This is a genomic window from Shewanella psychropiezotolerans (genome assembly GCF_007197555.1).
Lineage (GTDB): Bacteria > Pseudomonadota > Gammaproteobacteria > Enterobacterales > Shewanellaceae > Shewanella > Shewanella psychropiezotolerans.
In genome coordinates this window covers 1,896,602-1,911,614 of record NZ_CP041614.1, presented here as the reverse complement: position 1 = coordinate 1,911,614, position 15,013 = coordinate 1,896,602, and the positions used below count along the sequence as shown (strand labels likewise).

The 15,013-nt window shown below is 45.1% G+C and carries 11 protein-coding genes; 4 read left to right on the top strand and 7 right to left on the bottom strand.

What is annotated here, in order from left to right; translation table 11 throughout:
* Positions 1-13: 13 nt before the first annotated feature.
* The 4 genes from FM037_RS08505 to FM037_RS08490 form a co-directional block, all read right to left on the bottom strand.
* Positions 14-934: a diguanylate cyclase gene (locus FM037_RS08505; RefSeq protein ID WP_144045642.1), complete on the bottom strand. Its 921-nt coding sequence runs from the start codon at positions 932-934 to the stop codon at positions 14-16.
* On the bottom strand, positions 927-4,538 hold the full coding sequence (locus FM037_RS08500; RefSeq protein WP_229381118.1) for a response regulator: 3,612 nt from the start codon (positions 4,536-4,538) through the stop codon (positions 927-929). Before FM037_RS08500 ends, FM037_RS08505 begins: the two co-directional genes overlap by 8 nt.
* Positions 4,539-4,660: 122 nt before the next feature.
* Positions 4,661-5,332: a PDC sensor domain-containing protein gene (locus FM037_RS08495; RefSeq protein ID WP_144045640.1), complete on the bottom strand. Its 672-nt coding sequence runs from the start codon at positions 5,330-5,332 to the stop codon at positions 4,661-4,663.
* A gap of 13 nt (positions 5,333-5,345) precedes the next feature.
* Positions 5,346-6,497 (bottom strand): ABC transporter substrate-binding protein, encoded by a 1,152-nt coding sequence (locus FM037_RS08490; protein ID WP_144045639.1) that lies wholly within the window; start codon positions 6,495-6,497, stop codon positions 5,346-5,348.
* Positions 6,498-6,985: 488 nt separating this feature from the next.
* Between FM037_RS08490 and FM037_RS08485 the strand changes: the two genes are divergently transcribed.
* Both FM037_RS08485 and FM037_RS08480 read left to right on the top strand, forming a co-directional pair.
* The gene (locus tag FM037_RS08485) at positions 6,986-9,127 is read left to right on the top strand and encodes an LruC domain-containing protein (RefSeq protein WP_144045638.1); all 2,142 of its coding nucleotides are present in this window, start codon (positions 6,986-6,988) and stop codon (positions 9,125-9,127) included.
* 49 nt (positions 9,128-9,176) lie between these two features.
* Positions 9,177-9,665: a hypothetical protein gene (locus FM037_RS08480; protein WP_185976983.1), complete on the top strand. Its 489-nt coding sequence runs from the start codon at positions 9,177-9,179 to the stop codon at positions 9,663-9,665.
* Between the two features lie 127 nt (positions 9,666-9,792).
* Here the strand turns inward: FM037_RS08480 and FM037_RS08475 are convergent, their stop codons facing one another.
* The 3 genes from FM037_RS08475 to FM037_RS08465 form a co-directional block, all read right to left on the bottom strand.
* Entirely contained in the window at positions 9,793-11,397 is a 1,605-nt protein-coding gene (locus tag FM037_RS08475) for a PepSY-associated TM helix domain-containing protein (RefSeq protein WP_144045637.1), read from the bottom strand.
* Positions 11,398-11,494: 97 nt separating this feature from the next.
* The gene (locus FM037_RS08470; protein WP_144045636.1) at positions 11,495-11,746 is read right to left on the bottom strand and encodes a hypothetical protein; all 252 of its coding nucleotides are present in this window, start codon (positions 11,744-11,746) and stop codon (positions 11,495-11,497) included.
* The gene (locus FM037_RS08465; RefSeq protein WP_144045635.1) at positions 11,736-12,059 is read right to left on the bottom strand and encodes a hypothetical protein; all 324 of its coding nucleotides are present in this window, start codon (positions 12,057-12,059) and stop codon (positions 11,736-11,738) included. Before FM037_RS08465 ends, FM037_RS08470 begins: the two co-directional genes overlap by 11 nt.
* A 232-nt stretch (positions 12,060-12,291) precedes the next feature.
* Between FM037_RS08465 and FM037_RS08460 the strand changes: the two genes are divergently transcribed.
* Together FM037_RS08460 and FM037_RS30105 are read left to right on the top strand one after the other, a co-directional pair.
* Complete coding sequence (locus FM037_RS08460; protein WP_267874869.1) at positions 12,292-14,316, top strand: TonB-dependent receptor; 2,025 nt, start codon at positions 12,292-12,294, stop codon at positions 14,314-14,316.
* Positions 14,317-14,444: 128 nt separating this feature from the next.
* The gene (locus FM037_RS30105; RefSeq protein ID WP_324617116.1) at positions 14,445-14,609 is read left to right on the top strand and encodes a hypothetical protein; all 165 of its coding nucleotides are present in this window, start codon (positions 14,445-14,447) and stop codon (positions 14,607-14,609) included.
* The last annotated feature ends 404 nt before the right edge of the window (positions 14,610-15,013 follow it).

Below are 15,013 nucleotides of genomic sequence, written 5' to 3'. Positions count from 1 at the left end.
ATAAATGAATGAATCAGACTATTTTTTTGTCTAAATAAGGCTCAGAAATCGCATCTTCTGCGGCAACCACCCGATTACGTCCCAGCTCTTTAGCCCGGTAGACAGCGGCATCAGCACGGGTAAGTAGTTCGACAAATGTTTGCTCATGTTTCATTAACTGAGCGACGCCAAAACTCGCAGTCACAGTTATCCCCATCGGCTCTAGCGCTTCAATTTCAGCTCTTAATATTTCAGCCTTCTCGACAGCAGAATGGAGGGAGCAATGTTCCAGTAACACCACAAATTCCTCGCCACCGAAACGTGCCACTACATCTTCTTTTCGGTTACCTGTCTTGAGTATTTCCGCTATAGCCTTGAGTACCTGATCGCCAGCATGATGGCCGAATTGATCATTGATGTGCTTGAAAAAATCGATATCTATCATAAGCAGTGATAGCGGATTACCATGTCGATCGACATGGGCCAATTTATTCGCCGCGGATTCGATTAAAAAGTGACGGTTATACAGTTGAGTCAGTTGGTCATGGAGCGCCATGTTACGAAGTTCATCACTTTGATACTTAAGCTTTATCTGGGTAGACACCCTAGCCGTCACAATCGCAGGACGTATAGGTTTAGCGATGTAATCCACCGCACCGAGCCGCAAGCCAAACTCCTCATCTTCATCTGAGTCTCGACCCGTGACAAAAATAATCGGAATATTTTTGGTATTTGGGTTTTCTTTAAGTTGACGGCAAACTTCATAGCCATCCATCTCAGGCATGATCACATCGAGTAAAATCAGATCAGGAAAGGGGGGATTTTGGGCGAGCTCGAGACAACGTTGGCCATTCATGGCGATTTTCAATCGATACTGATGCTTTAAGCATCCGGCCAACAGCTGAATGTTGGTTCGAGTATCATCGACCAATAGAATCGTTGCTTTTTCAGCCATTGGCAATCCCCTTAGATGGACTCGAATCAGTATCAACAAGATAGATGGAGAGCTCACTCAAACATACACAGGCTTGCTCATGTTCAAAATCGGCCAAAAGTTGCAGTAAAAGATCAAACTTCTGCTGCAGTTCGGCTCGTTCACTGGCTCTTTTTAGATGACCATAATCCTCTACATCTATGTAACTGCCTTCACTGAGTTTTACTGAGATATCCGCTAAGCTTTCTGAAATCAACTGTTTACTGGCACGGGTTAGCGTAACCTCTTCTTCCGGAGACTTTTCATGCAGGTTGAGCACTGAAATTAATTCTTCATATCGGATCTGTAACGCGGGGATCTCGGCTCGTATTTTATCCAGCTCTTGCTCTTTTGCCGCTTTCTCTATCGTCGCTGCACAAGCTTGAAGTTTACTGCCACTAAGATTTGCTGCGACACCTTTTATAGTATGGGAAATTTGACGTAATTGATCAACATCCCCTATTTCACTGGCCTCCAACAGGGACTCGATACGCTTAGGCATATCCTCTACAAACAGATTCACTATGGCATTTAACAGGGATTCTTTGCCCATTGAACGCTTTAATAGCGCCTCTTTATCCCATATTGCCTTATCGACCTCAACACTGACTTGGTCGGTTTTAACGCCAGTTATTGCGCTGACTGCAGAATCCGATGCCTTAGCAGACACATGCACATCAAAGCCATCTAGATTGAGATCCACTTCATCAGACTCAGCCAGAGGAATCCAATGTATGAGTTTATCGAGCAGCTTATCTGGATCTATCGGCTTTGGCAGATAATCATTCATCCCTGAATCTATGCACTTCTCTCTATCTCCCATCATGGCATTCGCTGTCATGGCAACTATGATAATGTCTTTATTCCCTTCTCCCGCATTGCCGGTGCGGATCTCACTAGTGGCTTGATATCCATCCATCTCAGGCATTAGGCAATCCATCAAGACCAGATCGAAAGGGGAACCGACTACATTTTTCAGTTTATTCAATGCTTGCAAACCATTTTCAGCGACGACCACATCTAAGTTAAAATCTTCTAAAATCCCCATGGCCACTAATTGATTAACGTAGTTATCCTCAACTAAGAGAATACGGGTGTCATGAGACCATCTCGGTATCTTGGGCTCGTTCGCTTGATGATGTAACGCCTGAAGATAATGATGAGTCACCAAAGGCCGAGCATTTTGAAGTGCCTCACCGCCATCGGCGACGACGTTGAGCGCATCTAAAATATCTGAGGTGGTGGTAGGTTTAGGGAAGTAGCCACTGAACCCAAGTTTCGCGAAGAAACTGGCATCCCCCATCTGAGACATAGAGGTCATCATTACCAGCTTGATTTGAGCAAATCTAAGATCGGCTTTTAATTTCTGTCCAAGCTCGGCTCCGTCCATTGCTGCCATCTGCATGTCTAAGAAGGCGACATCAAACTTAGGACTGCCAGGCTCTTTATCCCTTTGAGAGCATATATCCAAGGCGTCCTGGCCGCTGCAGGCCTCAACCACAGTCGCTCCCCATAGCTCAAGTTGCTCCCGGATCACCTCACGGTTAGTCGCATTGTCATCGACCACCAACAAGCTTAGCTGACTAATATCGACCTTAGGGATCACTAAAGTCGACCTGTTACTCCTGCCAAGCAAGACCTTAAATTCAAAACAACTGCCTACGCCATAAACGCTGCTCACTGAAACATCCCCGCCCATCAGGCGCGATATCTTCTGTACTATGGCGAGTCCCAATCCAGTACCGCCATACTTTCTGGTGGTTGATGCGTCGACCTGGCTAAATGATTTAAACAAACTGTCAATTTTATCCGCGGGAATCCCTATCCCCGTATCGGACACGGAGCAAGTTAACCACCATTGCCCCTTATTGGCAGGGGTTAGCTCGGCTCTCACCACCACCTCACCTTGCTGAGTAAACTTGATCGCATTACCGGTTAAGTTAGTGATCGCCTGACGCAGCCTACCAGGGTCTCCGGTAACCATAGATTGTTCGACCCCTTTAAGATCTAAAATCAGCTCTAGGTTTTTATTTTGAGCCTGATGGGCAATGCCTTCGGCAAAATCACCCAGCATTCCCCTCAGGTTGAAATCTATCTGTTCCAGCTCTAACTTGCCGGCATCGATTTTGGAATAATCTAATATGTCGTTAATCAGCGAAAGCAAAGATTGTGCACTGGACTGAGCTATGTTGACACGGCGGTTTTGATACTCGGTCAACTTAGAGTTAGATAGCAGACCCAACATGCCGATGACGCCATTCATGGGGGTACGTATCTCATGGCTCATGCTGGCTAGAAACTCACTCTTAGCCTTAGTGGCTAGCTCTGCCTGCTCTTTCGCCTGCAACAGGGCATTTTGATTTTCAGTTCGCTCGGTAATATCCCTAAAGCTCCAGACTCGACCAAAATACTCACCATCGATTTCCATGGGAGAGGATGCACGCTCGAAGACTCTACCATCGATAAACTCAATGGTATCGAATGCCTCTAACTCTCTATCCAGATAGACTTCCTCGACACGTTTAATGAAAATATCAGGATTTTTCAACTGACTCATGATCTGCTTTAATATGACTCTATCGTTAACCCCTTTGTCGAGTAACTCTTTAGCGACTCCCCAGAGATGTGAAAACTGACTATTAGTCCTTAATATCTCGCCATCACTACTGGTCACCAAGATACCATTACCGGTCGACTCCAGTGTGGCATTCATCAGGGTCAACGCCTCTTTAACCTCTAACTCATTACGCTTTCTCTCGGTAATATCGGCTCGAATGGCGATGTAGCTCTTAGGTTGATTTCGCGCATCTTTGAGCGCCATGATGGTGGTATCAACCCAGTAGATCTCACCTCGCTTATTGCGATTACAGATCTCGCCATGCCACACCTTGCCCTTAGTCACGGTCCTATACATCTCAGAGAAAAATTCCACAGAATGAAAACCTGAATTAAGGATACGATGATTCTGGCCAACTAATTCGTTGACTTTGTAACCACTGATCTCGGCAAATTTATCATTGGCGTAGGTGATGGTGCCTTTCAAATCTGTCACAGCAACAATCGCATGCTGATCTAAGGCAAACTTCTGCTCTTCCAGAGAATCCAGCGCCTCCATGACCAGGCTATTAGCCTCTATAAGTGCCTCTTCATTACGCGCTTTTGCTTCAAGCATATGGTTAAAAGCACTGGCTAGCAGGCCAATTTCATTCTTGCCTTTAACATCCACCCGAGTCAGATCTTCTCCAGCGGCGACTTTCCGACTGGCTTCGGCAAGCTTAATAATCGGTCGAGTGATCTTGCGAGCAATAAATACCGAGGCAAGTAACACGCCCATCGCCGTTAGCAGCACGAATAAGAGGGTGATTTTTTTCAACCAGTTGCTGGCTTGTAACGTCTCTTCGCTATCTATCTCACTGATCAATAACCATTCTATGTTGGCAAGATGAACCGTGTGGTAAAGCCCAATCACCTCTTTGCCGGAAGGTCCGATATACTCATAAGCTATGCTCCTTTTGCCATCTGTGCCAGCATTAGTCCCTCTCCCCTGCCAGGCGATAAAAGGACGAGTATTAATTTTTCTTTGCAAGACCTGCTCCCAATTATCTTTTATTGGCGTCCTGAGAATACCGTCTTGACCAATAATGTAATGAGTTAAAGAGCTAGAGTCTGATATGGTCGAGTGCAGCATATTCAATATTTTATCGAACTTTAATTCGATAACATAGACCCCGATAGGAGCGCCAAATTCATCGAGAACGGGGCAGAAATAAAGCCTGTGATTTGACCTTGGCTCAATGGGCTCCTCTCCAAGCCAGAAAAGTTAGCCTTACCAGAGTCCATGGTCACTTTTAAACTTTGAGTAAACTGCGAGGCCACTAAATTGGCCGAGAAGACATTTTTGCCTTTCGCATCATTACTCACCACGGAATAAAGAATGTCACCATCGAGATCAATCAAGAATATATCGCTGATATAGTCATATTGACGACTTAATACGATAAGGTCGTTTTGCAGGCCATCGACTCGCTTGGTCCAATCGTAACTCGTCACATATTCATCAGCTTTTTTACCACTGGATAGCTTCCCCTCAGAGAGTGAATTCAAAATAAGCCCGGCATTGATAGATTCGGCTTCGACGTTGAGGTCTACCATGCGATAATTAAACCAGCTCTCAATGGACTGTACACTCAGCAGCGAAGACTGAGTTAACTCCTCTTCAGCTGCATCGACCAGACTCTGCTTGGCCTGCTGATAACTGAACCAGGCAACAATTGTCAGAGGCAGTAAGGATAAGATCAAGAACCAGATAGTCAGGTTGAAGCTTAAAGAGCTTAGCTTGTCTACCTCTTTCATCGGTGCTTGTGTGAACTCATGTTTCATTGGCTCTCTCACTTTAGCGGTTCAATTGGGCCTGGCTCACTCCGGTTAAGTCATTGCGACTAAAACCTTCATCTGCAAACTTGTCGATATCGATAACATTTTTGATGATGCCTCCCTCAACCGCCAGATCCATAATCAATTTAAGACCCGGTTTATCCACATTCAGGTTTTGATAATTAATCACTCTCAAGTCGGGATCAAGGCTCGCGATAATGGCTTCACGGGTATGGGCCGGAATATGCTTACGCACTAATTTGACGATTTCCTCTAATGCTTCTCCTCCTTGAGCACGAGCAACCTCAATGTCCTCTCCCGCCTTATGAATATAATCCATCACTTCATGGACCGCCTGACGCTTATATTTAATCGCAGCATCAGTTGCCAAAGCAATACATTCCACATGCCCATGCTCCCAAGGTATCACATCTTTTGAATACCAGGCCACATGCCCAAATCCCCCCGTCTCAACCACATCAGCCCAGGGTAAGGACTGTTCGAAAGCCGCCGCTTGGGCTCTATTACTCTTACTCTTAATAAAGCTTGGGGATTTAGGTGGCGCGACGGCAATCGCCAGTACGTGGGTGCCTGAATTGGGCGTTAAACTCATGGTGAGCCCATGCTCTTTTAGATAGCGATATAGCACAACGGTATGGGTCGCCAGCAGATGAGGCATACCGATTTCGGTTGCGCGGCCTGTCGACTCAAATACTTGCTTCAATGCCTTGGCAACCTTGTCATCGGGCTTTCTTTCATGCCTCACAGCGGGAAGCTTGACCTGCTCATTTAGCAGGTCGTTAATTGCCAATGCGTTTCCATCCCTGTGCATCAAGCCTATCCACCTGAAATGCGGTTTTTCGCTAAACATATCCATCGCTAATGGGCTCATCACATAGGCCATGTCGACCTCACCGGATTGGAAATACGCCCGTAATAGATCCCAGTTTTTCATCTGCTCTATCTGATAATCGGCGTACTTCATCTCTTCGCGATAGCGCTCATAGGCCACGATCGATGCATAATGATCTGCAAGAGGAATATACAGTGCCTTGATCACTTTTTTATCGGCGGCATGAGCACTAGCTGATACAGCCAAGACAAAAAATAGTGTGATAACAAACGCTAAATAGGTGATGAATCGGTGTGGCGAACGAACACTAGCCGACATGTGTCTCTCCCTGACCTGTGATAATAAGCAACTACATAGTAGTACTCACAGAGCTTAGTAGAGCATCGTCAGCTTTTCACTAAGGAAGAGGAAAAAACACTAATGAAGCTTAAGGTAAGTCCTTACATTAAGTAAGGTAATACTTATTTGTGCACTTGCTTGGGAACTCACTTATGAATAAGTTATGGATGAATACGAGTTGGCTGAAATATATGGAGAGCATGCACCGTCAACGTCGAGTTAACTAACAAGCACTATCGATAATAATAAGCATGGGACGGCCGCCGGCTTCATTTTCCAGCATGTAATGACGACTCTTCATAGAAGTTACATTTCCCCTCTGAAGGCCACTTTTTAAGTGGTGCAATTTGAATCGCAAATTGCGAGCTGAAATGAAAAAAAACACAAATGCCATAAAAATCAAATTATTACAAAATGGCACATCTCATGCAGTTCATAGTAAAATCCGTTTCATATAGGGACTAACTATGAAATATCTCTCTCCTCTCATTCTCTTTACTATCTTATCTACCTTTGCCAATGATGGCATTGCAGCTGAGTTTGAGTCATGTCCGACTCAGGCATTCATCATACAAACGCCTTCTTCTGTTCCCATTGCATACGGTGTCGAATTGGCAACGGGTAGCTATGTGATACTTTCAGACGACATGAATCGCCTTGCTTCCTATAACGGTGTGGGATTTAATTATCACGATAACTATATCTATGGCTGGGACTATGAAGCCAGCACCTTAGGTAAAACCGGTGATGACTATGTGATCACCCCACTCACCATTATTAAAGATGCCGACGCATCTGCTGCGGGAAACTTCTTTGTCGGTGACATCGCCATCAATGAAAATGCCTGGTATGGATATAGAAAAAATAAGGGTCTATTTAAAATCCCCTTAGATGACCCAAACAACTATCCAATGACACTCGTTGCCGGAAGTACAGCTAACGCGACCTATAACATCACCGACTTTGCCTTCCATCCAAGCGATGGATATATCTACGCCGTCACTAATGGCTATAATGCCAGCCTGCTTCGCATCGACCCGTTTGACGCCTCCGCCACAAACCTGGGGGTGGTGGTCGTCTCAACGGGTTCAAAATTCACCTTTGGCGCGCAGTTCTTCGACCCCGACGGTGTGCTTTACCTGAGCAATAATAGTAACGGTAAGATCTATCGCCTCAATGTTAATGAGTCAAATCCCATTGCCGATATATTTGCTTACGGCCCTTCATCATCGAGTAATGACGGTGCCCGGTGCGCCTTGGCTGAAGTGCCTGTTGGTGAGAATGTTGACTTTGGTGATGCGCCTGATAGCTATGGGACATATATGGCTTCCAATGGTGCCAGACACTCCATCATAGATGATTTTTATTTAGGTGCCAGTGTCGACGGTGAAGCTAGTGGTTACCCTACTCCTTTGTCAGATGATGATAGTGACGGCATGGATGATGAAGATGGCATTAGCTTCCCTACTGGTTTTGAAGTAGGTGAATCCGCTGTCATTCTTGCCACCGCAACGGGCAGTGGCGGTTTTCTCAACGCTTGGTTTGACTGGAATCGAGATGGTATTTTTGACAGTGACGAGCAGGCTATCACAGGCCACGCCCTTTCCCCCGGCAGTAACAATGTCAATTTAGATGTGCCTACATGGGGAAAAACCGGTCAAACATGGGCTAGATTTCGCTTCAGTAGCCTGGCCGACATTGGCCCTACCGGGGGAGCCGGAGATGGGGAGGTCGAAGACTATCAAATCAGCACAACTGAAACCGGCGTGACCATTAACTACTATCCATCATCTTCAACTTTCACCTCAATAGTTTTTGAAGATCTCTACCCAACCCGAGAAGATTACGACATGAATGATGTCATTTTCCATTTAAGGCTCATTGAATATGTCAAATATGGTCAAGTCAGACGAGTAGAGTTTGTAGCTAAACTCGCAGCAGCAGGCGCTTTTTATCACAACGGATTTGCCATTCAATTACCGGGTATCGCGATGAGTAACATCAAGGAAAATACCATTGAATGGAGTATTGACGGTGTTGCACAGAGTGCTTCGCCGCTGGAAAGCGGTCAAACTTATGGCGTACTTATACTTGCCCAAGACCTTTGGGATTACATTACTCTCACTACTGGGTGCGAGTTTCTTCGTTCAGAATCGGGCTGCGGAACTAGCTACCGCACCACTTGGAATATGACTATCCCCTTTGTGAATGCAGTGCCAGAATCCCAGATGCCAGACTTTCCCTATGACCCTTTTATCTTTGCAACCCCAGAAAGTGATCATGGACAAGCAGCAAAGGAACCCACTGGTGAGCATCCCGGACGAAAACTTGAGATCCATCTGAAAAATAAAGCACCTACAGATAAATTCGATACGGCCTATTTTGGCTTCAGAGAAGACAGATCCGTTCCAAATCAAGGGCTCTATTTTCTTAATGAAAATGGTATGGGTTGGGCATTAGAGGTGCCTACCAGCTGGAAACACCCACTAGAAAGGCTACGTTTAGATGCGTGCTATCCAGAGTTTATCGATTTCGCAGCAGATAACAGCGGCAATACTAATCCCTCTTGGTATCTTACCCCTATTTCGGCACTCGTTTTTCAGGACTAACGTTAACTTGACCTGAACAATACCCTTGAATATGGGAAAGGAGATGAATATGAAAAACTTAACAAAAATGACGAGTATAAAACGCTATTTATTGCTGTTAACTTTCAGCATCCTGCCTGCTTGTGGAGGCGGAGGAGATGAAGGCTCTACAACAGATACCAGCACCCCACCTCCGGTAACTCCACCAGCAACATCTACCCCGAAGCCAACTTCATTAGATGATCTCATTATTGACCCTCACAATGTCATGCAGAGCGTTTTCCAACTTGCAATCGATATCAGTATCGACTCAAGCAAGCGAGCCTATTTCTCACTGTGCGATGAATTTAATGGCAGTAATAACACTTACTCGGTGAACTTTGATTCCTGCCAGTTCAGGGGGCCACTGGATAAGGGCCTACTCACGACCAAGATCAAAGTAGCGAATCATCAGAATAAATTGATTGCCGTTCTCTGGTTTTATGATGGCAAAGAGCCACAATACCAAGTTTGGCAATATGACACTGGACTTGAGCAACAAGTATTGATGATAAATTAATCATCTCACCAAGTTTTTAAGAAGGCTCTACAACAAGAAAGCGCAGCCATATGGCTGCGCTTTCTATTCCTGATAAAAGTATGGCTAAACAGGTATAAAGTTTATCTGATGGCACTAATCCGTTGAGTTAACTTTGAGTTAGCCCCTCATCGGCCAGGCTCTTATTCAGTTCAGGGCTGTAACCCGAATCAGGTACACCAGCTTTTTGCTTAGCAATTAGAGAGAAAGCGACTGTGATAAACAGTATCACAGTGATCGCCAAGCCAACCTGCACCCCGGCAACGGCCATAAAACCCGCATTTAACGCCATCACTATCTGCTCATGGAAAAGCACCCAATCCGCTAAAATGGTGGTTAATAAGATACATGCTGTAGCAATGAGTGAGATAAACAGCATTTTTCGCTTATCAGACACAAACCAAGCCAGCACCAGATAGAGTCCAAGACTCGCCACGAAACTGCTCATCATCAATTCGTCTCGCCCAACCACTCCCAGGGGCACTACTCGCTCGAACAAGAATGCCATCGCGGTGGCGAATATAACTCCCATGGTCGAGCCTAACGTCATGCTATTAACCAATGCGATACTCTTTGGCGAAGATTTTCTCTGCTGCGTCCGTTTCTCGGCCCAAAGTAGATTACCACTGACGATAAGCACACACACACCCATGCCAAGTAATAAATAGATCAGTCTAAGATCCGTGCCCGCATAATCACCAAAGTGCAGCGTCGAGAGTACAATTCTCCCGGTTGTCATCGTATTGGGAGTCTCTGGCGCCCTTGAGAACAAGGTTTCGCCGCCATCTAAGGTAAACACCTGCTCGACAGGACTGACAAATTTTCCTGACTCGTTACCGAACATGTGCAGCAGTGCACTGCTATCACCATAGTTATAGGCGCGAATGACTCTAGGTGGCTGACCAAACGCTGCAATATGCTGAGCCACTAAGGTATCAACTTCTGCACTGGTATCCTGCGGCTCATCCAGCCACTCAGGCATTTGCTGGGTATAACCAGCATCACTGAGTAGTGCTTGTTGATCGCCTTTATACAAGACTAAGGCGAACGCGATCTGATAGATGATAACTAAGTTAAATATCAATCCTGTGATGGCATACATCAAGGTAAACGGCAGGGTCATCACGCCAATGACATTATGCATGGTGAGCAGCTGATCTCGCTTACCCTCGTTAGTGCGGTAAAGAAAAAACTGTCTGAACAACTTACGAGCGTGAATGAAAATCCCAGATATCAGCGCGAAAAAGAAAAATAGGGTCACAAAACCTATAATATAACCGCCATTGGGAATATTAAGATTGTAATGTAACTGGTAGATAAAATCGGCCAGATAGAAGTCATCGACATGTGCCAGGATCTCGCCAGACACAGGGTCCATCAAGAGTGACACATAATCGATATCCGTCGTCGCATCTTCGGGGAGGACGATGTCCACATAGACTTTATAAAATGGCATCTCTGCAGTCGGAGACACTAGTGTCAAATGCTCCTTGGCATTGAAGGGACGATCCTTAATTGCCAGTGTCATTATCTCACTGGGAGACAAAACCTCGCCTTGGGCAGGTGTATGATGTGGCAACACAGACCAGAGGTATATTTCACTGCGAAATAAACTTATTGAGCCCATAAAAAAAACGATGAATAGCAAACCAGAGATGATCAATCCCAGCCAACTGTGAGCCTCGGTTAGACGCTTTAAAAATTGTTTATTCATAATGACTTAGTTTAATGACTTAGTTTAATGACTTAGTTTAATGAGTTATGTTTAATAAGCTGTTGTTCACTTGACCTCAGTTCAGATAAATCTCAATTTAACTGAAAAAAAACAGAGTATTGAATCCAGCCGATACCAACAATAAGCCGCCACAACGTCGCCAGGCATGCCAACCTGAATCACTGGCATAACACCAGATCATGGCACTCACCCAGAGTGGAAAGGCCATCAATAATCCGACAAATAGCCGAGTATCGACGTCTAATGGAAGTATATAATTGAGATTCAACATCACCGAAATCGAGATAAGACAACCACCGAATATGGCGGCGAAGGTTTTAGGCCACATGTTGACCTCCCAGCTGAACCACAGCGACCCAGAAGATTAAATTGAAACAGCTCAAGGGAACCAATTTAGCCTTAACATGCCCAAGCTGTAGCACTAAACTCAGCCAGATAAACATGGTAAACGCTAATACCATCAGCGCCGAAGCAATCGGGTTATAGATATATGTTAACAACCAGATACTAGCCATTAAACAGACGACAAAAACAGAGATGGAAAAGCACTTCATCAAAGGTTTAGCCAGTAAACCTTGATGCTTACTGGACAGAAATGCGGTTAAACATCCAAACCAGAGTACGACAATCGTTACGCTCATCTTAATACATGCAAATAGTTATCATTTAGATAACAGGCGAGCCTACCACCTCTCACAAACTTTTCAGTAAAATTTACATTAAAAGCTGCACATCTGTGGCCTGGCAATGGATACGAGACATATTAGTGTAAATACTCTTGCCTCAACACCTTAACTTTGTGTTAACATCCGCCGCGATTTTTAATAATGATTCTCATTCGTATAGATATACATCGAAATGCAGACAGGACCTATGATGAAACATAACCCAATAACACTCGCTATTCGCACCAGCATACTCTTCTCACTCATGCTTCCAGCCATGTCTAATGCCGATGACCAAGCCATAGAAAGGATCATGGTCACAGGCCAGAAAATAGACAGAACACTACAAGAAACCACGGCTAGCGTAGCTGTGATCACCAGCAAGCAGATCGAAGATCAAAACATTAACGATCTTTATGATGCACTCGAACGTACTCCAAACGTTAACGGTGATCTCCGTAGTGGTTTTAGCATACGTGGCATAGATGCCTATAACGTTTCAGGTGGCGGCAGCAGCAACTTAGCTTCTATGTACATCGATGGCGCAGTGATGCCCTATGGTGTTGTACGTCAAGGCGGATTCTCAGCATGGGATGTTAGCCAGATAGAAATTCTGCGTGGTCCTCAATCGACCCTGCAGGGACGTAATTCCTTGGCCGGTGCCATCATAATGCGCACGGTCGACCCGAGTTTCGAATGGCAAGGAAAAGCCAGGCTAGGTGTGGGTGAAAATGGTCAGAAGGAGTACGCTGCAGCCATAGGCGGTGAGGTTATTGAAGATGAAGTCGCCTTTAGAGCCAGCGCCGATAAAAATGATTTCGACGGTTATATCAACAATACAGTGACAGGCAAGCCTGCCGGATATAATAACAATGAAACCTATCGCTTTAAGCTGAAATATCAGCCTTCAAACTTGCAAGAGTTCTATGCCCAAATAGGCTATACCAAAGCTAAAAGTTCAGTGGGTATGCAGAGCACTAAAACAACGGCTCAAGATGGCAGTCCGCTAAACGATCCTTTTGGACAAAGAGAAGTATCAATCGATCAAGACAGCTTTACCTTCACCGATGTCGATATCTACACCTTAGCGCTCAACTACGATATCAATGATGATTGGACAGCCTCTGCTGTCAGCGCCTACTCCACTGTCTATGGAGGATTTAGCTGGGATGATGATAGAACTCCTGAGCCTACAGCAGCAAGATTTTGGGACAATCAAGAAGATACATTCAGCCAAGAGCTTAAACTGGTATTCGACACGGACAAGGTTTCCGGTGTTATCGGTGCCTTCTATTCTAAACAGGATATTAACACTAAATCCTATGGTCAAAGATACCTTAGCTTCCAGCGCTTAGGCGTACCGACTCTGTTAGTCACTCCCCCGGAAAATGGCGGGTTAGGACTACCACAATCACTTGCAGACATGGTCTTAGGCCTATATGCCGATGTTGATCCAGTACGGATTTATAATGAAGCAATAACCAAACAAAGTGTCACTAACTTAGCCATGTTTGCCGATGCGGTTTATGAAATCAATGACAATTGGGACATCTTTGCCGGTTTCCGTTTCGATCGCGAAAAACAGGAAAATGAATCCGATGGGGATATAGCGATCACCAACGCTCATCTGATGCCAGACCCTGCAAATCCAGCATTTGACCCTATGACAAGCGCCCTGATCACTGGGATCAATGCAAAACTGCTAAGCATGGCGGACAGCGCCTCTGGGGCAGAGCCCTTGGTTGATGCATCTTTCAATGCCTTCCTGCCAAAACTCGGTGCCAGCTATCACTGGAGCAGTGACATCACCACCAGCTTTACCGTACAACAAGGTTATCGCTCCGGTGGTGTAGGCACTAACACGGCCCAAAACACCACACATACCTTCGATCCCGAATATACCTGGAACTATGAACTGGCATTTCGCTCAGTCTGGCTAGAAGGCAGCTTAAGTGCCAATGCCAACTTCTTCTATGTTGACTGGCAAGATCAACAGGTAGATGTACAGTTCTCGGGTAACAGATATGACAGTGAAACCCGTAATGCGGGTAGTTCAACGGTTCAAGGCTTCGAAACTGAACTTTACTATCAGATAGATAGCGACTGGAGCGTCTATGGCGGCGTGGGTTATGCCAAAACTGAGTTTGAAGAGTTTTTGGTCGTACTGCCAACCGTGACTTACGACCTATCCGGTCGAAGCTTCGAAGATGCCCCGAGTGGACGGCAAACATAGGCTCCACTTATCGCAGTGACTCTGGTATCTTCGCTAACCTAAACGTCAGCTATGCAGGCACATCATCAGCCCTAAATAACCCCGAAGCATCAGGGCTTGATTACGAACCTGAGAACGATGCAAAAACCTTGGTCAATGCCCGTATCGGCTATGAATGGGATAACTTCTCAGTCTACGCTTTAGGCACCAATCTGTTGGACGCTGAATATGTAGCTTCAGCTGACACCGGCTATGGAGTCCACACCTTAGGTGATCCAAGACAATTGACTCTAAGAGTCGAAGCTCAGTTCTAACCTAGACGAGTCAGTTTAATCAGTAAACTTAGGTAAGCTAAATGAGCAGCATTTGCTGCTCATTTTCATTCCAGGGTCAGTCTCCATTCACGAGTTTATTCCCCCAGTCCTTCTCCCCTTAGGCAAGGCGTTTAATCGCACTAAAGTGTACTCAAGCCTTTTTATCACTATAAGCCTTTATCGAGTCTTAGCTTTGCCAGGCTTTACTCACTCTACTCAATAAAAATTAACCCTTAATATAAATAATTCATATCTCAGCGCACACATGTAAGCCAATGAAAAATCAGAATATAACTTTCACAGCAAACGAACAATTAAAACAATCGTTTAAATTACTCGTTTGGAGTTATTGATCTAAATTTGATTTTATGTAGTAATGTGATCTGAATTTCTGGTCGGATGAG